The organism is Brachybacterium sillae (assembly GCF_025028335.1).
In the GTDB taxonomy this organism is placed as follows: Bacteria; Actinomycetota; Actinomycetes; order Actinomycetales; family Dermabacteraceae; genus Brachybacterium; species Brachybacterium sillae.
Window position 1 is genome coordinate 2,273,301 of sequence record NZ_JAFEUW010000001.1, and the last position, 20,776, is coordinate 2,294,076.

17 protein-coding genes are annotated in these 20,776 nt (G+C 69.3%); 15 read left to right on the forward strand and 2 right to left on the reverse strand.

The annotated features are described in order from the left end of the window. The first annotated feature begins 100 nt into the window (after positions 1-100). The 10 genes from ftsZ (at position 101) to dnaE (ending at position 10,408) form a co-directional block, all read left to right on the forward strand. A complete protein-coding gene (gene ftsZ, locus JSY14_RS10475) occupies positions 101-1,423 on the forward strand; it encodes a cell division protein FtsZ (protein WP_259558941.1) in 1,323 nt (440 codons plus the stop codon). A 47-nt stretch (positions 1,424-1,470) separates the two neighbouring features. Continuing rightward, positions 1,471-2,271: a peptidoglycan editing factor PgeF gene (gene pgeF / locus JSY14_RS10480; RefSeq protein WP_259558944.1), complete on the forward strand. Its 801-nt coding sequence runs from the start codon at positions 1,471-1,473 to the stop codon at positions 2,269-2,271. A gap of 172 nt (positions 2,272-2,443) precedes the next feature. Continuing rightward, positions 2,444-2,935, forward strand: coding sequence for a cell division protein SepF (locus JSY14_RS10485; RefSeq protein WP_259558945.1), 492 nt, complete (start codon positions 2,444-2,446; stop codon positions 2,933-2,935). 6 nt (positions 2,936-2,941) lie between these two features. Next, positions 2,942-3,229, forward strand: a complete 288-nt coding sequence (locus JSY14_RS10490; RefSeq protein WP_259558948.1) for a YggT family protein — start codon at positions 2,942-2,944, stop codon at positions 3,227-3,229. A 108-nt stretch (positions 3,230-3,337) separates the two neighbouring features. Beyond that, positions 3,338-4,030: a DivIVA domain-containing protein gene (locus JSY14_RS10495; protein ID WP_259558949.1), complete on the forward strand. Its 693-nt coding sequence runs from the start codon at positions 3,338-3,340 to the stop codon at positions 4,028-4,030. Further along, on the forward strand, positions 4,027-4,620 hold the full coding sequence (gene lspA / locus JSY14_RS10500) for a signal peptidase II (RefSeq protein ID WP_259558951.1): 594 nt from the start codon (positions 4,027-4,029) through the stop codon (positions 4,618-4,620). The genes JSY14_RS10495 and lspA overlap by 4 nt, the downstream gene beginning before the upstream one ends. Continuing rightward, complete coding sequence (locus JSY14_RS10505; protein WP_259558953.1) at positions 4,617-5,549, forward strand: RluA family pseudouridine synthase; 933 nt, start codon at positions 4,617-4,619, stop codon at positions 5,547-5,549. Before lspA ends, JSY14_RS10505 begins: the two co-directional genes overlap by 4 nt. A gap of 47 nt (positions 5,550-5,596) precedes the next feature. Beyond that, on the forward strand, positions 5,597-6,328 hold the full coding sequence (locus JSY14_RS10510) for a hypothetical protein (RefSeq protein WP_259558955.1): 732 nt from the start codon (positions 5,597-5,599) through the stop codon (positions 6,326-6,328). Positions 6,329-6,480: 152 nt separating this feature from the next. Next, positions 6,481-6,771 (forward strand): hypothetical protein, encoded by a 291-nt coding sequence (locus tag JSY14_RS10515; RefSeq protein WP_259558957.1) that lies wholly within the window; start codon positions 6,481-6,483, stop codon positions 6,769-6,771. Between the two features lie 76 nt (positions 6,772-6,847). After that, positions 6,848-10,408 carry a DNA polymerase III subunit alpha gene (gene dnaE, locus JSY14_RS10520; protein ID WP_259558959.1) on the forward strand — a complete coding sequence of 1,187 codons (3,561 nt, stop codon included), beginning with the start codon at positions 6,848-6,850 and terminating at the stop codon, positions 10,406-10,408. Between the two features lie 50 nt (positions 10,409-10,458). Here the strand turns inward: dnaE and JSY14_RS10525 are convergent, their stop codons facing one another. Continuing rightward, positions 10,459-11,487 carry a 6-phosphofructokinase gene (locus tag JSY14_RS10525; RefSeq protein WP_259558961.1) on the reverse strand — a complete coding sequence of 343 codons (1,029 nt, stop codon included), beginning with the start codon at positions 11,485-11,487 and terminating at the stop codon, positions 10,459-10,461. A 283-nt stretch (positions 11,488-11,770) separates the two neighbouring features. Here JSY14_RS10525 and JSY14_RS10530 point away from each other — a divergent pair, with 283 nt between their 5' ends. Beyond that, positions 11,771-13,294, forward strand: coding sequence for an amino acid permease (locus JSY14_RS10530; protein WP_259558962.1), 1,524 nt, complete (start codon positions 11,771-11,773; stop codon positions 13,292-13,294). Positions 13,295-13,413: 119 nt separating this feature from the next. Here JSY14_RS10530 and pgi read toward each other — a convergent pair whose 3' ends face one another. Then, positions 13,414-15,093 carry a glucose-6-phosphate isomerase gene (gene pgi, locus JSY14_RS10535; RefSeq protein WP_259558964.1) on the reverse strand — a complete coding sequence of 560 codons (1,680 nt, stop codon included), beginning with the start codon at positions 15,091-15,093 and terminating at the stop codon, positions 13,414-13,416. 176 nt (positions 15,094-15,269) lie between these two features. Between pgi and JSY14_RS10540 the strand changes: the two genes are divergently transcribed. The 4 genes from JSY14_RS10540 to JSY14_RS10555 all read left to right on the forward strand — a co-directional run bounded on the left by JSY14_RS10540 (position 15,270) and on the right by JSY14_RS10555 (position 20,698). Beyond that, on the forward strand, positions 15,270-16,928 hold the full coding sequence (locus tag JSY14_RS10540; protein ID WP_259558966.1) for a peptide ABC transporter substrate-binding protein: 1,659 nt from the start codon (positions 15,270-15,272) through the stop codon (positions 16,926-16,928). Between the two features lie 86 nt (positions 16,929-17,014). Beyond that, positions 17,015-17,944, forward strand: coding sequence for an ABC transporter permease (locus JSY14_RS10545; protein ID WP_259558968.1), 930 nt, complete (start codon positions 17,015-17,017; stop codon positions 17,942-17,944). Then, on the forward strand, positions 17,934-18,899 hold the full coding sequence (locus JSY14_RS10550; protein ID WP_259558970.1) for an ABC transporter permease: 966 nt from the start codon (positions 17,934-17,936) through the stop codon (positions 18,897-18,899). Before JSY14_RS10545 ends, JSY14_RS10550 begins: the two co-directional genes overlap by 11 nt. Then, positions 18,896-20,698: an ABC transporter ATP-binding protein gene (locus tag JSY14_RS10555; protein WP_259558972.1), complete on the forward strand. Its 1,803-nt coding sequence runs from the start codon at positions 18,896-18,898 to the stop codon at positions 20,696-20,698. The genes JSY14_RS10550 and JSY14_RS10555 overlap by 4 nt, the downstream gene beginning before the upstream one ends. Positions 20,699-20,776 lie beyond the last annotated feature (78 nt).

Consider the following 20,776-nt stretch of genomic DNA (forward strand, 5'->3'; position numbering starts at 1 on the left):
ACCAGGGCTCCGGACTGTGAACCTCGACCTGAGGTCGAGGGTTCAGGGTCGAGGCCGGAGCCCCGCCCAGTCGAACGCATCGAAGAGCAAGGACAACTCCGTGGCCGGATCCCAGAACTACCTCGCTGTCATCAAGGTCGTCGGCATCGGCGGCGGCGGCGTGAACGCCGTCAACCGGATGATCGAATCCGGTTTGAAGGGCGTCGAGTTCATCGCCATCAACACCGACGCCCAGGCGCTGCTCATGTCCGACGCCGACGTGAAGCTCGACGTGGGCAAGGAGATCACGCGCGGCCTCGGCGCAGGCGCGGACCCCGAGGTCGGCCGTCGCGCCGCGGAGGACCACCAGGAGGAGATCGAGGAGGTCCTGCGCGGGGCCGACATGGTCTTCGTGACCGCCGGTGAGGGCGGCGGGACCGGCACCGGCGGTGCGCCGGTCGTGGCGAAGATCGCCCGCAGCCTCGGCGCCCTGACCATCGGTGTCGTCACCCGTCCGTTCACCTTCGAGGGCCGCCGTCGCTCCACCCAGGCCGAGTCCGGCATCGCAGCGCTGCAGGCCGAGGTGGACACCCTCATCGTGATCCCCAACGACCGCCTGCTCTCCATCGCCGACAAGCAGGTGTCGATGCTCGATGCGTTCAAGTCGGCCGACCAGGTGCTGCTCTCCGGCGTGCAGGGCATCACCGACCTGATCACCACCCCCGGCCTGATCAACCTCGACTTCGCCGATGTGAAGTCCGTGATGCAGGGTGCGGGAAGCGCCCTCATGGGCATCGGCTCCGCCCGCGGCGAGGACCGGGCGCTGCAGGCCGCCGAGCTCGCCGTCTCCAGCCCGCTGCTGGAGGCGTCCATCGACGGTGCCTTCGGCGTGCTGCTGTCCATCCAGGGCGGCAGCGACCTCGGTCTGCATGAGGTCTCCGAGGCCGCCCGCCTGGTGCAGGAGGCAGCGCACCCCGACGCGAACATCATCTTCGGCTCGGTCATCGACGACGCCCTCGGCGACGAGGTGCGCGTGACTGTGATCGCCGCCGGCTTCGAGGGCGGCGGCCCCACCCCGCGTACCGACATGCCGGCGCTGGGCGGCCGCTCGGAGTCCCCGCGTCCCGCGTTCCAGCAGCAGCCGCGCCCCGCCGTGGTGCAGCGCTCCACCGAGGAGGACCGCGGAGCCTCCCAGGGTGCATGGGGGGCCCCGGTGCAGACCTTCACCCCGTCCCGCCCCGCCCCCTCGGCCCCGTCCCCGGCACCCGCCCAGGTCGAGCACAACGAATGGCATGAGGACGAGGAGGAGGCCCCGAGCCAGCAGTCGGCGCCGTCCCCGCAGCCGGCCCCGACCACCCCGGCCGCGCAGCCGGTGCGTCCGCCGCGCATCGAGGAGCCCCCGGCCGACGATGACGACCTGGATCTGCCGTCCTTCCTGAAGTGACGCGCCGGATCTGACGCACCGGACGTGATCGAACCGATGGACCGGACGTGACCCGATACGAGTCCCTGGTGGCACGGGCCCCACGCATGCGTGGGGCCCGTGCCCTCTTCACCTCTCGCGCCGGGGGAGAGGGGCCCGCCCCCTTCGACGGGCTCAACCTCGCCCTGCACGTGGGGGACGACCCGGCGGTCGTGCATCGCCACCGCCTCGCCCTGGAGGCCGAGGTCGGGGTCCCGGTGACGTACCTCGACCAGGTGCATTCCGCTGACGTGGTGGTGGTGCGCAGCGGTGACGACCCGCGGGCCGTCCGCACCGCCGACGCCCAGGTGACCCGCCGGACCGACGTGGCCTTGGCGGTGATGGTCGCGGACTGTCTGCCCGTGCTGCTGGCCGACGGTGACGCCGGGGTGATCGCCGTCGCGCACGCGGGCCGGCGCGGACTGCTCGACGGGGTGCTGGAGAACACCGTCGCCGTGATGCAGCAGGAGGGGGCCCGCCCCGAGCGCCTCGAGGTGGCGATCGGTCCCGCCATCTGCGGTGCCTGTTACGAGGTGCCCGACCGGATGCGAGAGGATGCCGCCCGCACTCACCCCGCGACCGCCGCCACCACCCGCTGGGGCACCCCGGGCCTGGACCTGCGCGCGGGCGCCGTCGAGGTGCTCCGCGGGCAGGGGATCCCCGCGGTGAACATCCGGTCCGACGCCCCCTGCACCCTGGAGGACGGGGAATTCTTCTCGTACCGGCGCGCCTCCCGCACAGGACGCTTCGCCGGAGTGATCCGCCGCAGCGGATCGTCACGCGCGCAGGGCGATGCCGGGGCGAGCAGAGGAGATGTGCGGAGCGCGTGACACGCGGCGCGCTTGCGGACAATCGGCCGCCCGCTCCGGTACGTTCGCAGTGACCGGCTCCCGCGCACTCCCCGTGCTTCCCCGGGGCCGACAGCGTCATCACGATCCGCCCAGGGTCACCACGACACCGCACCACCACGACACCGCACACGACTCAGGGAGACACCGCGCCATGGGCACCTGGCACAACGCGATGGTCGCGCTCGGCCTCGCCAATGAGGTCGAGGACGACTACTACGAGGACGAGCATGAGACCCGTCGGGAGCATCAGCAGTCGGCGCCCCGCCGCGTCGAGGGCGGATCCGTCGCGGTCCCGGAGCGCAGCGAGGCGGCGGCGACGCCGATCCGGCAGCGGCCGAGCGTTCTCCCCGCGCACCCGGGAGAGGACTCCATGCATCGCATCACCACGATCCACCCGCGTTCGTACAACGACGCGAAGGCCATCGGCGAGTCCTTCCGCGACGGCGTGCCGGTGATCGTGAACCTCTCCGATATGCAGGACGGCGACGCCAAGCGGATGGTCGACTTCTCCGCCGGTCTCGTCTTCGGACTGCGCGGCACCATCGAGCGTGTGACCAGCAAGGTGTTCCTGCTCTCCCCCGAGTTCATCGAGGTGGACGGTGACGGCACCGGGGACGACAGCAGCTTCTACAACCAGAGCTGAGCCGCTGTGTCGGTGATCGCGGGGATCCTGTACCTCGCCCTGTTCCTGCTGCAGATCCTGCTGATCGCCCGGCTGATCGTCGACTGGGTGCGGGCACTGTCCCGTGACCCGCGCCCGCAGGGAATCGTCGCGGTGATCTTCGAACTCGTCTACACCGTGACCGACCCCCTGGTACGAGCGGTCCGCCGGGTGGTGCCGCCGGTGCGTCTGGGGGCGGTGGCATTGGACCTCAGCCTGCTGGTCCTGTTGCTGATCTGCTCCCTGCTGATGCGGCTCATCGCGCCGCTTCTGTGAGACGTCCCTGCTCTGGCCGGGACTGATGCCCCGCCCGGATCGGTTACGCTGTTCCCGTTCGGGATCCCTTGTGGCCCGACCTACGACCCGACGACGAGAAGGTGACCCATGGCTCTGATGCCCGAGGACCTGGAGGACAAGCGGTTCACTCCCGTGCGGTTCTCCGAAGGCTACGACATGGACGAGGTGGACGACTACCTCGACAACGAGGTCTTGCCGCGCCTGAAGGAGCTCATCGACGAGAACGCTCGTCTGACCATGGAACTCGAGGAGGCGCACCAGCGCATCGCCGAGCTCGAGGCCGGTGCGCAGCCGTCCGTCGGTGGTTCCGCTCCGTTCGTCGCCTCCGACCATGACGAGGTCGTCGTGGAGGACCACGACCGCTCCGAGCATGTCGTCGCCGACCAGGCCCCCGCGTACGACGCCTCCGTCGACACCTCCACCCAGGCGGCCCCCGTGGCCGCTCCGGTCGCCGAGACCCCCGATCAGGCCGCTGCTGGCATCATCGCCCTGGCGAACCGTCTGCACGACGAGTACGTGAAGAACGGTGAGGACGAGCGCGACCGTCTCATCGCGGAGGCCAACGAGGAGCATCGCCGTATCGTCGGTGAGGCCGAGGAGAAGTCCCGCACCACCCTGGAGGCCCTCGAGGCCGAGAAGGCGGAGCTGGAGCGCACCATCGAGGGTCTGCGCACCTTCGAGCGTGACTACCGCAACCGACTGCGCAACTACCTGGAGGGCCAGCTGCGCGAGCTCGACACCGACGAGACGCAGGACAAGCAGGCGAACTTCGGCCTGTGACCCCCCACTCCCCGACGACGGCGGACACCGCGCGCTCCGAGCGCCCGGCTGTCCGCCGTCTCGTCGTGCCCCTGGTGTTCGCCGCCACCGCGGCCGTCGTCCTGGTCGCCGACCAGTGGTCCAAGGCATGGGCCGAGGCGACGCTGCCGCTGCTGGAGCAGAGGCCGCTGCTCGGGCCGCTGCTGCACCTGCGACTGCTGTACAACTCCGGTGCGGCGTTCGGAATGGGCGCCGGCATCACCCCCGTGGTGACCGCCGTGCAGATCCTCATCTCCGCCGCCGTCATCGTGTACATGTGGCGCACCGTCCGGTCGCTGGGGTGGACCGTGGCGCTGGGGCTGGTGCTCGGTGGCGCCCTCGGCAACATCCACGATCGGCTGCTGCGCCCACCCGGCCCGTTCCGCGGTGAGGTCGTCGACTTCCTCGAGCTGCCGAACTGGCCGGTGTTCAACGTCGCCGACATGGCCGTGGTGACAGGGGCGGTGCTCGTGGTGCTGCTGAGCGTGCTCGGCGTCCCCGCGGAAGGGAGCGCGGACGAGGAGCCCGCCGCGCGACAGGCGACCGACGACGGGCCGGAGGGGCAGCGGTGAGCGGGTCGCGACTGCTGATGGTCCCCGACGGTCTGGCGGGGGAACGGATCGACGTGGGCCTGTCGCGGATGCTCGGACTGTCCCGCTCGAAGGCTGCGGACCTTGTCGACCAGGGTCGGGTGCTGCTCGACGGCCGGGCCGTGGAGTCCCGCTCGCACCGTCTCGAGGGCGGGGCGATGCTGGACGTGGAACTTCCCGAGGAACGGCCCGCCGCTCCCGTGCGGCCGCAGATCGCCGACGGCATGAGCCTGGTGCATGTCGACGACGACCTCGTGGTGGTCGACAAGCCCGTCGGCGTCGCCGCCCATCCGAGCGCCGGTTGGTCGGGGCCGACGGTGGTCGGGCACCTCGCGGCCGCCGGCATCGCCGTGCGCACCAGCGGCGATCCCGAGCGACAGGGCATCGTCTCACGGCTCGACGTCGGCACCAGCGGGCTGATGGTCGTCGCCCGCACGGAGACCGCGTACACCCGGCTGAAGGACGCCTTCCGCGCCCGCGCGGTCGACAAGGTGTACCACGCGCTGTGCCAGGGCCGCCCGGAGGACCCGGCCGGAACCATCGAGGCACCGATCGGGCGGTCCCCGCACCACGACTACAAGTTCGCGGTCCGCCGCGACGGCAAACACTCCGTCACCCACTACACGACGCTCGAGGAGCTGCCCGGCGCCACGCTGCTGCGGGTCAAGCTGGAAACCGGCCGCACCCACCAGATCCGGGTGCACTTCTCCGCCCTGCACCACCCGCTGGTCGGTGACCCGCTCTACGGGGCAGACCCGACGCTCGCACAGCGGCTGGGGCTCGTTCGCCAGTGGCTGCACGCCATGGAGCTGAGTTTCGAGCATCCGACCCGGCACGAACGCGTCACCTACACCACCACCTATCCCGAGGATCTGCAGCACGCCCTCGAGGTGCTGCGCGGCGATCGATGACCCCCACACCGAGTCCCGAGCCCCTGCCGCCCGAGGGTGCGCGGCGCATGACCGAGGTGATCCGAGCCGCACTCGTCGGCGCCGTCCCCACCCCGTGGCAGATGCCGTGGCCGCGTCTGGCCGACCGACTCGGACTCGACCCCGTGGGGGCCGAGGCGATCCTCGGTGACCCTGAGACGGCGCGGGAGGCCGTCACCCGGCGGGTCCGCGACTACCTGGAGGCCTGTCGTGCCCTCGACACCGGTCAGATGACCGCGGCTGCCGGTGAGGGGCCGCAGGAGATCGCCCGGCACCCGGATTTCCCGACGCGGCTGGGCATGGCTCTGGTGGGTGCGGCGACCCTGTGGGGGGTGCTCGAACCGCTGCCCGGCCTGGCGCTGCGCGTTGCCCAGGACCTCGCCGAGGACGGGGAGGACGGCCTCGCCGCGGGGTACGCCCAGCTGGTGCGGGATCTCGCCGTGCCGGGCCGCCATGATGCCGAGGCCTGGACCGCACAGTCCCTGCTGATGCGCCTGCACCAGCGCTCCGGTTCGCCCGCGCAGGCCGATGCCCTGGCCCGCGACCTCGTCGCCCACGGCGCCCCCTTGGATCTCGACCAGCGCCGTGACCCCTCCCTGCCGGATGACACCCTCGCCTGGACCGGCGGGGCGCTGGTGGAGGGGATGCCGCCGCGCACGGATGGCCGGGCGCTGTCGGTGGAGGACGCCCAGGAGCACCTGCGGGTGCTGTTGTCGGACACGCTGCGCGAGATACAGGCGGACGAGGACCCGCCGCGCTGATCCGGGTGGTCGGGTCGATCGCCGGGATGCACGACCCGCGGCGCCGGGGGCGCCCATCACTCCCGCGGGACCAAAGGCCTGGCGTTGCGGGCCCGCACCTGGAAGCATGCGGACATGAAGCATCCCCCGATCGGCGACGTCGGGGCTCCTCGGTGCCGAAGGAGCAGGTCGGTGTCGCGTCGGGCCTGTTCACGATGTGCTCGTCGGTGGGGGCCGCGATGGGCATCACCCTGGCGGGGACCTTCCTGGTCCTGGGATCGCGTGTCGCCGAGAGCAACCCCGGGGCGTTCGCCTGGTTCAGCGCGTGGGAGCGCACGGAGCCGGAGATCCAGGTGCTGCGCGCCGGGTCGATGCTCACCCTGTGGGGCATCGCGGGGATGCTGCTGCTGGCGGTGCTGTCCACCCTGCTGCTGATCTCCGCGCGTCGCCCGGCGAAGGGCTGAGCGCCCCGGTGCAGGGTGATGCATCGACCATCTGCTGAGCCGCCGTTCGTCGGCCCGCGCCGATAGTCTCTCGGACATGGCTTCCGACGACTTCGTGCACCTCCACGTCCACACCGATTACTCGCTGCTGGACGGTGCCGCGAAGATCTCGAAGCTGGTCGAGGAAGCCCAGAACCAGGGGCAGCGGGCCATCGCGATCACGGACCACGGCTACCTGTTCGGGGCGTACGAGTTCTACAACGCCACGACGGCCGCCGGGATCAAGCCCATCATCGGCGTGGAGGCCTACGTCACCCCGGGGACCAGCCGTCATGACCACACCCGCGTGCAGTGGGGGACCAAGGCCCAGCAGGACGCCGGGGACGATGTCTCCGCCCGCGGCGCCTACACCCACCTCACCCTGCTGTCGCGCAGCACCGAGGGCATGCACAACCTGTTCCGGCTGGCCTCGTACGCCAGCCTCGACGGGCAGATGGGCAAGTGGCCGCGGATGGATCGCGAGATCCTCGCGCGGTACGCCGACGGCCTGATCGCCACCTCCGGCTGCCCCTCGGGCGAGGTGCAGACCCGGCTGCGTCTGGGCCAGTGGGACGAGGCCGTACAGGCCGCCGCCGACTACCAGGACATGTTCGGCAAGGAGAACTACTTCATCGAGCTCATGGACCACGGTCTCGAGCTCGAACGGCGCGTGACCCAGCAGCTGCTGGAGCTGTCCCGGCACATCGGCGCCCCGATCGTCGCCACCAACGACCTCCACTACGTCACCGAGCAGGACGCCGCCATCCAGGACGCCTTGCTGTGCATCAACTCCGGCTCCACCTTCGACACCCCCGGCCGCTTCAAGTTCGACGGCTCCGGGTACTACTTGAAGTCCGCCCGGGAGATGCGCGAACTGTTCCGAGAGCTCCCGGAGGCCTGCGACAACACCCTGCGGATCGCCGAGATGTGCGATGTCTCCTTCACCACCACCGCGGAGGGCGCGAACTTCATGCCCGTCTTCCCCACCCCGCCGGGGGAGGACGAGCACTCGTGGTTCGTCAAGGAGGTGCAGCGCGGCCTCGACTACCGCTTCCCGGACGGCATCCCCGACGAGGTGCAGAAGCGGGCCGACTACGAGGTCGGGATCATCAACCAGATGGGCTTCCCGGGATACTTCCTGGTGGTGTCCGACTTCATCCGCTGGGCGAAGGAGAACGGCATCCGGGTGGGGCCCGGCCGAGGCTCCGGTGCCGGGTCGATGGTCGCGTACGCGATGCGGATCACCGACCTGAACCCTCTGGAGCACGGCCTGCTGTTCGAGCGGTTCCTCAACCCCGATCGTGTGTCGATGCCCGACTTCGACGTCGACTTCGACGATCGCCGCCGCGGTGAGGTGATCCAGTACGTCACCGAGAAGTACGGCGACGACCGGGTGGCCCAGGTGGTCACCTACGGCGTGATGAAGACGAAGAACTCGCTGAAGGACGCCGCCCGTGTGCTCGGCTACCCGTACTCGATGGGGGACCAGCTCACCAAGGCGCTGCCGCCGGCGGTGATGGGTAAGGACATCCCCATCTCCGGCATCTTCGACCCGGAGCACAAGCGGTACGCGGAGGCGGGGGAGTTCCGCCGTCTCCACGAAGACAACCCCGACGTGCAGAAGGTCGTGGAGATCGCCCAGGGCGTCGAGGGCCTCACCCGCGGGTGGGGCGTGCACGCCTGCGCGGTGATCATGTCCAGCCATCCCCTGGTCGACATCATCCCGATGATGCGACGCCCCTCCGACGGCCAGATCATCACCCAGTTCGAGTACCCGACCTGCGAGACCCTCGGCCTGCTGAAGATGGACTTCCTGGGGCTGCGGAACCTCACGGTCATCTCCGACGCCCTGGAGAACATCACCAAGAACGGCAAGCAGGCACCGGATCTGGAACAGATCGGGTTCGACGACCCGGCCACCTACGCCCTGCTGTCGAAGGGGGACACCCTCGGCGTGTTCCAGCTCGACGGCTCCGGCATGCGCACCCTGCTGCGGCAGATGAAGCCCGACAAGTTCGGCGACATCTCCGCGGTCTCCGCGCTGTACCGGCCGGGCCCGATGGGCATGAACTCCCACACCAACTACGCCCTGCGCAAGAACGGGCTGCAGGACATCACGCCCCTGCACCCGGAGCTCGAGGAGCCGCTGCAGGACATCCTGGCGGAGACCTACGGCCTGATCGTGTATCAGGAGCAGGTCATGCAGATCGCGCAGAAGGTCGCCGGGTACAGCCTCGGTGAGGCCGACATCCTCCGCCGCGCGATGGGCAAGAAGAAGAAGGCGGAGCTGGACAAGCAGTACGTCTCCTTCGAGGGCGGCATGAAGGAGCGTGGGTTCTCCGACGGCGCCGTCAGGGCCCTGTGGGAGACGCTGCTGCCGTTCGCGGACTACGCCTTCAACAAGTCCCACTCCGCGGCGTACGGGGTGGTGTCGTACTGGACGGCGTACCTCAAGGCGAACTTCCCCACCGAGTACATGGCGGCGCTGCTGACCTCCACTCAGGAGAACCGCGATCGTCTGGGTCTGTACCTGGGGGACTGCCGCCACCGCGGCATCACGGTGCTGCCACCCGATGTCAACGAATCCGACATGTTCTTCTCCGCCGTCGGGGATGACATCCGCTTCGGCCTCTCGGCGATCCGCAACGTCGGGGCGAACGTGGTCGAGGCGATCCTCGAGACCCGCCGGGAGAAGGGGCCGTTCACCAGCTTCACCGACTTCCTCGACAAGGTGCCGCTGACGGTGTGCAACAAGCGCACCATCGAATCCCTCATCAAGGGCGGGGCCTTCGACTCCCTCGGTGCGAACCGCCGCTCCCTGATGCTGGTGCATGAGGACGCCGTCGATGCCGTGGTGGACGTCAAGCGCAAGGAGGCCCAGGGCCAGTACGACCTGTTCTCCGACATGTTCGGCGGCTCCACCGAGGACGGCGCCGCCTCCGGGTCCAGCGCCACCCTCACCATCCCGGACCTGCCGGAGTGGGACCGCAAGGAAAAGCTCGCCTTCGAACGCGACATGCTCGGGCTCTACGTCTCGGACCATCCGCTGCAGGGGCTGGAGCATGTGATCGCCCAGAACTCCACCACGACGATCAGCGCGCTCGCCGACGACGGGGCCGTCGAGGACGGCGCCATGGTGACGATCGCCGGACTGATCACGTCACTGGCGCGGAAGACCACGAAGAAGGGCGATCTGTGGGCCATCGCCACGGTCGAGGACCTCGAGGGCTCCATCGACTGCCTGTTGTTCCCCTCCACGTATCAGACCGTCGCGACGGAACTGGGGGAGGACCTCGTGGTGTCGATGAAGGGACGCGTCGACACCTCAAAGGGCATGCCGGAGCTGCGGGTCATGGAGATGACGATCCCGGATGTCAGCACCGCCGGCTCCGACGGTCCGCTGGTGATCACCCTGCCGGCGCACCGCGCGACGGAGAGGGTCGCCGACCAGCTGCGGGATGTGCTCAGTGACAACCCCGGCGCAAGTGAGGTGCGGTTGCGGCTGACGGAGCCGGGGCGCACCACCCTCATGCAGCTCGACCGGCGTCTGTCGGTGACCCCCAGCGCCGCGCTGTACGCGAGCCTGAAAGCGCTGCTCGGTCCCGGCTGCCTGCACTGAGGCGCGTGCGCTGATCCGTCGGCCGCCGGGGACTCCCCGCCGCCTATCCCTCAGCCGAACAGCACCCGCACTTCGTCCCAGCGGTGCTGCGGCACCCGCTTGGTGCGACCGATGGCGTCGCTGAGGGGGACGTCGACGATGTCGGTGCCGCGCAGCGCCACCATCCGGCCGAGCCCGTCGCGGTGCAGCAGATGCACCACAGCCGAACCGAGCCGGGTGGCGAGCACCCGGTCGAAGCCTGTCGGCTCCCCACCGCGCTGGATGTGTCCCAGCACCGTCGCTCGGGTCTCGATGCCGGCCATCTCCTCCAGGATCGGTGCGAGGGTCTGCGCGATGCCGCCCAGCCGCGGCCGTCCGAACTCGTCGAGCTCGTAGTCCGCGAAGTGCTCATCCACCCCGCGCGGCACGAACCCCTCCGCCACCACCACCAGCGGGGCTCGGCCGCGGTCCCGGGCCGACCGGACATGGTCGGCGATCTCCTCCAGGGAGAGCGGGAACTCCGGCAGGCAGATGACGTGCGCACCGGAGGCCATGCCCGAGTGCAGGGCGATCCAGCCGACACTGCGGCCCATCACCTCGGCGATCATGCACCGGTGGTGCGAATCGCCGGTCATCCGCAACCGGTCCAGGGATTCCGTGGCGATCTGCACGGCGGTGTCGAACCCGAAGGTGTAGTCAGTGGCATCGAGGTCGTTGTCGACCGTCTTCGGCACTCCCACCACCGGCACCCCGGCCTCCACCAGCCGGTTCGCGGTGTACAGGGTGCCGTCGCCGCCGATCGCGATGATCGCGTCGATCTCCATCTCCTCCAGGCGCTGCGCCACCAGGGCGGCGCCGTCCTGACCATCGTGGAAGGGATTCGCGCGGGACGTGCCGAGGATCGTGCCGCCCATCCGCCCGATGCCGCGCACGGCCCGCCGGGGGAGGTTCTTCACGTCCCCGTCGAACACTCCCCGCCAGCCGTCCCGGAAGCCGACGAACTCGTCCTCGTACAACCGGTCCCCGGTGAGCACCGCTCCGCGGATCACCGCGTTCAATCCGGGGCAGTCGCCGCCGCTGGTGAGGATGCCGATCTTCATGCTGCCGCTCCTGAGGTGGCGTGCGTCCGATGTCACATCCACCCTACGGGCCCGATCGCGTCACACCCCAGGACCTGTGGGCACGGGATCGTCCGGAGGCGCGGTGTGAACAACGCCATGGAGGCGTGTCACGCTTGCCGTGCAGTGAGAGGCCCCCGGGACCTCCGGGAGGATGGCGCTCTGACCTGCGGGAACAGGGTGATCGCGGGGGATGGGTCCCCGCCGGAGGGTGGGGCGGGCCGGGGTCGCGCGCACGATACCGACGGGTTTACACTCCCGGCCCATGACAGGCAGCACTGCGGCCCACGACGACGTGGAGCTCTCCTCCGAGGGCTACGCCAAGACGCTCTCCCACCGTCACGTCACCATGATCGCCATCGGCGGCGCCATCGGCGTCGGCCTGTTCATGGGCACCGGCGGACGCCTGGTCTCCACCGGCCCCGCCCTCTTCGGCTCCTACCTCATCGCCGGCATCCTCGCGTTCTTCATCATGCGCGCGATCGGCGAGCTCATCATGTACCGGCGCACCTCCGGCTCCTTCGTGAGCTACGCCGGGGAGTTCTTCGGCGCGAAGGGCGCTTACATCGCCGGCTGGGCATACCTCATCAACTGGGGCCTCACCGGTGTGGCCGAACTGATCGCGATCGGCCTGTACATCCAGAACCTGCTGCCGTCGCTGTCGTGGTTCATCAGCGCGCTGATCGCCCTGGTGCTGCTGGTGGCGGCGAACCTGATCTCCGTGAAGATGTTCGGTGAGCTCGAGTTCTGGGCCTCGATCATCAAGGTCTCCGCCATCGTGCTGTTCCTCATCGTCGGCACCGTGCTGGTGGCGATGGGTGCCGACATCGGCGGCGACCGCGCCGGCTTCCAGAACCTCACCGCGGTGAACGGGTCGTTCTTCCCGCACGGTGTGCTGCAGATGATCCTGGTGCTCTCCGGCGTGGTGTTCGCCTTCAACGCCATCGAGATGATCGGCATCACCGCCGGGGAGATGCAGAACGCCGAGGAGGAGGTCCCCAAGGCCATCCGTACCGTGGTGCTCCGCATCATCGTGTTCTACCTGGGATCGGTGCTGCTGCTCGCGCTGCTGCTCCCCTCGGACCGCTACCAGGCCGGGGTCAGCCCCTTCGTCACGGTGTTCGAGCGGATGGGTCTGGACTGGGTCGGTGTGGCGATGACCTTCGTGGTCACCACCGCCGCGATCTCCTCCGCGAACTCCGGCCTGTACTCGATCGGCCGTATCTTCCGCACGATGGCCCACAACGGTCACGCCCCGCAGTGGCTCACCCGCATGAACTCACGTCACGTGCCGTACGCGTCGATCCTGGCGATCGCCGTGTTCTACGCCGTCGGCCTGGTGATCGCGTTCCTCGCCACCGGCGGACGCGGATCCGGCTCCCTCGCGTTCGACCTCGCCCTGGAGACGGCAGCGGTGGGCGTGATCGGCACCTGGGCGGCGATCTTCGCCTCCCACATCGCCCTGCGGGTGAAGCACGGCAAGCACGCCAGCAAGTTCCCCATGCCCGGCGGGATCGTCGCCAGCGTGATCTGCCTGATCGCCCTCGCCGGCATCCTGGTGCTCATCGGCTTCAACACCGCATCCCTCGAGGACGGCAGCGAGTTCCCGATGGGGCTGGCGACCCTCGCCTCCATCCCCGTGTTCACCGTGCTGCTGGTGGCCGGCTGGTTCCTGGTCAAGCGCGTCCACCCCGAGCGGCAGACCCGCGAGTTCTACCTGGAGCAGGCCCGCGAGGAGGACCGTGCGGTGCGGGAGCGCGCCGCCAAGGGACTCGGCCCCGACGCCTGAGACGCTCGGAGGCTGGAGACCCCATCGACACACGACGGCGGCGGCACCCCCTGCGGGGTGTCGCCGCCGTCGTCGTGACCCGGTGACCGGTCAGCCGCGGTCCACCGGGTCTGGGCCGCTCAGGCGCGGTGCTCGCGGTAGTAGCGGATGAGACCTGCGGTGGAGGAGTCCTCGGCCGCGATCGCCTGCTCGTCACCGGCCACGGCCGGGGCCAGTTCGTTGGCGAGCTTCTTGCCCAGTTCCACGCCCCACTGGTCGAAGGAGTCGATGCCCCACACGGCTCCCTGGACGAAGGTGATGTGCTCGTACAGGGCGATCAGCTGGCCGAGCACCGCCGGCGTGAGCGCCGGCGCCATGATCGAGGTGGTCGGGCGGTCACCGGAGAAGGTCCGCGCCGCGACCAGTGCCCCCGTGGTGCCCTCGGCCTCGACCTCCTCGGCGGTCTTCCCGAAGGCCAGAGCCTTGGTCTGCGCGAAGAAGTTCGCCAGGAACAGCTCGTGCACGTCCACCTTGCCGTCACGCAGTGGATGCGTGGGGGTGGCGAAGGCGATGAAGTCGGCGGGGATCACCCGGGTGCCCTGGTGGATCAGCTGGTAGAAGGCGTGCTGGCCGTTGGTGCCGGGTTCGCCCCAGAACACCTCGCCGGTGTCGGTGGTGACGGGGGTGCCGTCCCACCGCACCGACTTGCCGTTGGACTCCATCGTCAGCTGCTGCAGGTACGCCGGGAAGCGGTGCAGGTACTGCGAGTAGGGGAGCACGGCGTGGGTCTCGGCCCCCAGGAAGTTCACGTTCCACACGTTGAGCAGGCCCATCAGCAGCGGCACGTTCTGGTCGGGCTCCGCAGTGCGGAAGTGCTCGTCCATGGCGTGGAACCCGGACAGCAGCTCCCGGAACACCTCCGGCCCCAGCACCACTGCCAGCACGGTTCCGATGGCGGAGCCCACGCTGTAGCGGCCACCGACCCAGTTCCAGAAGCCGAAGGCGTTGGCGGGGTCGATGCCGAACTCCTCCACCTTGTCCAGGGCTGTGGAGACGGCCACGAAATGCTTGGCCACGGCCTCCCGCTCATCGACCTCCACACCGCGGGCGCGGAGCCCGTCCAGCAGCCAGGTGCGCACCAGGCGGGCGTTGGTGATGGTCTCCAGGGTGGTGAAGGTCTTCGACGCCACGATCACCAGGGTGGTCTCGGGATCGAGATCGGCCGTGGTGGTGTAGGCGTCGGTCGGGTCGATGTTGGAGATGAAGCGGGCCTCGAGGCCGTCGGCCCGCAGCGGCTTCAGCGCCTCGTAGATCATCACCGGGCCCAGGTCGCTGCCGCCGATGCCGATGTTCACGACCGTCTCGATGCGCTTGCCGGTGGCACCGGTCCACTCGCCCGAACGCACGTTCTGTGCGAAGGCGGTGATGCGCTCCAGCACTTCCTGCACGTCGGCGTCCACGTCCTGGCCGTCGACCTGCAGGCTCGGGGCTGAACCCTGCGGGCGGCGCAGGGCGGTGTGGAGCACGGCCCGGTCCTCGGTGGTGTTGATGTGCTCGCCCGCGAACATGGCGTCACGGCGCTCCAGCACCCGCGTCTCCTGCGCCAGCTGCAGCAGCAGCTCCAGGGTGTGCGGCTGGATCAGGTTCTTGGAGAGGTCCACCAGGAGATCCGCTGCCTGGCGGCTGAGGGTCCGGCCGCGGTCCGGGTCCTGCGCGAACCACTCGCGCAGGGAACCGTCGGCGAGCTCCTCCTCATGGGCGTCGAGGGCGGCCCAGGCCGCAGTGGTCGTCGGGTCCACGGGGGTGTCGTGAGCAGTCATGCCCCCATTGTCCTCCGCCGCGGCGGCGCGATGAAGCCCGGGAGGGACCAGAGCGCAATAGAACTGTGACCGTATTCCGGGCACAGCTTGACGTGGCCTGGGGCACACTATGGGGACGTCCGTCCCGCAACGACGTGGGGCGGGCACCCTTGACCCCTGACATACAGGAGACCTCCATGGCGATCTCGCGACGCTCCATGATCCTGGCCACCGCCGCCTCCGGCGCGGTGGCGACCCTCGCCGCCTGCGGCGGGAACAGCAACGGTGGTGGCTCCGGCAGCGACGGCGGCTCCGCCGGCGGCCAGGGCGGCGGCGACCCGGTCCTCGCGAACACCACGGAGCCCGAGAACCCGCTCGTCCCCACCAACACCACCGAGGTCGGCGGCGGCCGCGTCATCCAGTCGATCTTCTCCGGCCTGGTGTACTACACCGCCGAGGGCAAGGCCGAGAACGAGCTGGCGGAGTCCATCGAGTCCGAGGACAATGTCACCTGGACCATCAAGATCAAGCCGGGCCAGAAGTGGTCCGACGGCTCCGACCTCAAGGCCTCCGACTTCGTCGCCGCCTGGAACTACGGCGCCAACACCGCCAACGCCCAGAAGGCCCAGTCCTTCTTCGAGCCGATCGAGGGCTTCGCCGAGGTGAGCGCGGAGAACGCCACCGCCGAGACCACCCTCTCCGGCCTCAAGGCCGTCGACGACACCACCCTCGAGGTGAAGCTCGTCTCCGCGCAGTCCGACTTCCCGAACCGCCTGGGCTACGCCGCGTACATGCCGATGCCGCCCGCCGCCTTCGAGGACATGAACGCCTTCGGGGAGAAGCCGGTCTCCAACGGCCCCTACATGCTGGACGCCTGGGAGCACGACACCGAGATCCGTCTGGTGCCGAACCCCGAGTACGACGGCCCGCGCAAGGCCAAGAACGGCGGCCTCACCTTCGTCGTCTACGCCGACGAGGAGACCCTGTACAACGACCTCACCTCCGGCAACGTGGACGTCGTCGACCAGATCCCGACCTCCGCGCTGCCCACCTACGAGGATGAGCTCGGGGAGCGGGCGGTCAACGCCCCCGGCGCGGTGTTCCAGTCGATCACCATCCCGCAGAACGATCCGAACTTCTCCGGCGAGGCCGGCAAGCTGCGTCGCCAGGCGATCTCCTACTCGATCGACCGCAAGACGATCTGCGACAAGCTGTTCTTCGGCACCCGCACCCCGGCGACCGACTTCGTGGCCCCGGTGATCGACGGCGGCGGCGCCACCGACATCCCCGGTGCCGAGGTGCTCACCTTCGACGCCGCGAAGGCGAAGGAGCTGTGGCAGCAGGCCGAGGGCATGCAGCCGTTCAACGGTGAGTTCACCCTCTCCTACAACGCTGACGGTCCCCACAAGGACTGGGTCGAGGCGGTCTGCAACTCCATCAAGGACACCCTGGGCATCACCGCCACGCCGCAGCCGCACCCGGCCTTCGGCGAGTTCCGCCGGCAGATCACCGACCGCAAGCTCAAGGGGGCCTTCCGCTCCGGCTGGCAGGCGGACTACCCGTCGGTGTTCAACTTCCTCGGCCCGCTCTACTCGTCCGCAGCGGCCGACGGCAAGGGCAGCAACGACGGCGACTACAAGAACCCCGAGTTCGACAAGCTGCTGCAGGAGGGCCTGTCGGCCCCCGACTCCGCGGCCGCGCTGGAGAAGTTCAAGGCCGCCCAGGCGATCCTCATGACCGACCTCCCGGCGATCCCGCTGTGGTACCAGAACACCTTCGGCGGGTACTCCGAGAACGTCTCCGACGTGCAGTACGGCTGGGACACCGTTCCGCTGTACTACAACATCACCAAGTGACCTCCTGAGGTCATCACGGCGGGGGCCGGCACATGCCGGTCCCCGCCGTGCCGTGCCCCCATCCCTTCCACCCCGAGGCGGTTCCTGTGATCTGGTACATCGGGCGGCGACTGCTGCAGATGATCCCCGTCTTCCTGGGTGCGACGCTCATCGTCTACCTCATGGCGTTCACCTCGCTGGGTGATCCCATCGCGGCGATCGCCGGTGACAAGCCGATCTCCGAGGCCGTCCAGGCGAAGCTCCGCGCCCAGTACAACTTCGACAAACCCGTCCTGGTGCAGTGGCTGCTGTACCTCGGCAATGTGATCCGTGGCGACTTCGGCGTCGGCTTCAACGGCCGTCCCATCTGGGATCAGATCGCCGCTGCCCTGCCGGTGACCTTCCGCCTGGCCGTGATCGCCGTGATCATCGAGACGATCTTCGGCGTGACCGCGGGTGTGATCAGCGGTCTGCGCAAGGGCACCCTCATCGATTCGACCCTGCTGATGGTCTCGCTGATCCTCATCGCGGCGCCGACCTTCGTGATCGGCTTCCTGGTGCAGTTCGTCTTCGGGGTGAAGCTCGGTCTGGTGCCGATCAACGTCGGGCGCGACCCGTCGTGGGGCAACCTCATCGCCCCCGGATTCGTGCTTGGTGCGGTGTCCTTCGCCTACGTGCTGCGACTCACCCGCACCGCCGTCGCGGACGTCGCCACCGCCGACCACGTCCGCACCGCCACCGCCAAGGGCCTCTCCCGCGGCGGTGTCGTCAGCAAGCACGTGCTGCGCAACTCCCTGATCCCGGTCGTCACCTTCATCGGCGCCGACCTCGGCGCACTGATGGGCGGCGCCATCGTCACCGAGGGCATCTTCAACATCAACGGCATCGGATCGCTGCTGTTCCGCGCGATCAACGACGGTGAGAGCCCGATGATCGTGTCGCTGGTGACGCTGCTGGTGATCATCTTCCTGCTCGCCAACCTGGTCGTGGACCTGCTCTACGCCGTGCTCGACCCGAGGATCCGCTATGCGAAGTGACGACCGAAACCTGCGCACCGCCGTGCGCCCCGCGACCGAGCACTTCGTCGCGCCTCTGGACGAGACCCCCCTGCGGGAGGTCGACGCCGTCGACGAGACCGCCGCGCCCCGTTCCTTCTGGGCCGAGGCCTGGCGCAACCTGCGCCGCAACCCCGTGTTCATCATCTCGGCGCTGCTGATCCTGTTGGTGCTTCTGGTGGCGGCGTTCCCCTCACTGTTCACCGGGCAGGATCCGACCGCTGGGGACCTCGCCAACTCCCGCGAGGCCCCCAGCCGTGAGCACATCTTCGGCACCAGCGTGCAGGGATACGACGTGTACTCCCGCGTGGTGTACGGCGCCCGCACCTCCGTGACGGTGGGCTTCCTGGCGATGCTGCTGTCCACCGTGATCGGTGTGGTGATCGGGGCGATCTCCGGCTACGTCGGCGGGATCCTCGACGCGGTCCTCTCCCGCATCACCGACATCTTCTTCGCGCTGCCGATGATCCTGGGGGCCATCGTCATCGGCAACCGCTTCGACAACGTCACCGTGCCGGTGGTCGTGGTGGTGCTGGCCCTGTTCGGTTGGACGAACGTCGCCCGCATCATGCGCGGCGCCGTGATCTCCGTGAAGAACCAGGATTTCGTCAACGCCTCCACCGCCCTGGGTGCGAGCAGCTCCACCAACCTGCTCAAGCACGTGATCCCCAACGCCATCGCCCCCGTGATCGTCACCGCCACGGTGAACCTCGGTGTGTTCATCGTGGCCGAGGCGACGCTGTCGTTCCTCGGTGTGGGCCTGCCGTCGTCCTCGATCTCCTGGGGCGGGGACATCTCCGCCGCGCGACCGGCGCTGCGCACCCAGCCGATGATGCTGTTCTACCCGTCTGCGGCGCTGGCGCTGACCGTGCTGAGCTTCATCATGCTCGGCGACGCGGTGCGTGACGCCCTGGACCCGAAGGCGAGGAAGCGATGAGCGAGACCCCCACCACCGCGCGGCCCCTGCTGGAGATCCGCGACCTCGAGATCACCTTCACCACCGGCTCGGGCCCGGTGAAGGGCGTGCGCAAGGCCGACCTCGAGGTGTACCCGGGTGAGACCGTCGCGATCGTCGGCGAGTCCGGGTCCGGCAAGTCCACCACCGCCATGAGCATCGCCCACCTGCTGCCGCGCAACGGCCGCATCACCGGTGGGCAGGTGATCTTCGACGGCCGCGACATCACCCACGCCTCGGAGCGTGAGATCCGTGCCCTGCGCGGTGACCAGGTGGGTCTGGTGCCGCAGGACCCGATGAGCAACCTCAACCCGCTGTGGAAGGTGGGGGCGCAGATCCGCGAGGCCCTCGCCGCCAACGGCGTGGCCAAGGGCGCCGCCGCCAGGAGGCGGTCCGTGGAACTGCTGGAGGAGGCCGGTCTGCCCGACGCGGAGCGCCGCGCCGGCCAGTACCCGCACGAGTACTCCGGTGGCATGAAGCAGCGCGCGCTGATCGCCATGGGTCTCGCGGCCCGGCCGAAGCTGCTCATCGCCGACGAGCCCACCAGCGCCCTCGACGTCACCGTGCAGCAGCAGATCCTCGACCACCTCGACACCCTCACCGGGGAGCTCGGCGTGGCGGTGCTGCTGATCACCCACGACCTGGGGCTGGCCGCGGAGCGGGCCCAGCACCTGGTGGTGATGTACAAGGGGCAGGTGGTGGAGTCCGGCCCGGCTCTGGAGATCCTGCAGCGGCCGCAGCACCCCTACACCCAGCGGCTCATCTCCGCGGCCCCGTCGCTGGCCTCCCGGCGTCTGGTCTCGGTGCAGGAGCGTCAGGAGAAGGCCGAGCAGGCGCATGCCGTCGCCGGGTCCGACGACACCGTGATCCAGGTGGAGAACCTCACCAAGGTGTTCCCGATCCGCGGTAGTGTGCCGTGGAAGTCCACCCCCTTCACGGCGGTCGACGACGTCTCCTTCACCCTTCGCCGCGGCACCACCACGGCGATCGTGGGGGAGTCCGGCTCCGGCAAATCCACAGTGGCGCAGATGATCCTGCGCCTGCTGGAGCCCACCAGCGGCCGAGTGCTCTTCGAGGGCAAGGACGTCACCCACTACCGGGGCCGGGACCTGAAGACGCTGCGCCGCCGGGTGCAGCCGATCTTCCAGAACCCCTACGGCACCCTCGATCCGATGTACTCGATCTACCGCACGATCGAGGAGCCGCTGCGGCTGCACGGCATCGGGACCGCCAAGGAGCGGGAGGCGAAGGTCCGGGACCTACTCGACAAGGTCGCGCTGCCGGCCTCGATGATGCAGCGTTACCCGAACGAGCTCTCCGGCGGTCAGCGTCAGCGCATCGCCATCGCCCGCGCGCTCGCCCTCGACCCGGAGGTGATCGTCGCCGACGAGGCGGTCTCCGCCCTGGACGTGCTGGTGCAGGCGCAGGTGCTGGAGCTGCTCAACGACCTGCAGGCGCAGCTGGGGCTCTCGTACATCTTCATCACCCACGATCTCGCGGTGGTGCGGCAGATCGCCGACCAGACCCTGGTGATGGAGAAGGGCAAGGTGGTGGAGCAGGGTTCGACCGACGAGGTCTTCCACCACCCGCAGCAGGACTACACCCGCCGGCTGCTGGCGGCGATCCCGGGCGGGTCGATCCCCCTGGCGGGGTCGGAGACCATCGACGCGGCCCCCGTCGTCGCCGACGAGGAGACGGAGACCGTGGAGGAGATCGACGGCGCGCACTCGCCGCTCGGTGCCGAGCCGGAGGATCCGTTCGCCGGGGCGAACCGGGTGTGACAGCCGGGGTGTGAGTCGCCCCGCCCCCACCTGCTGCTGCGCGCGCGGCCCCGCTAGAATCGCCGGGGCCGCGCGCGC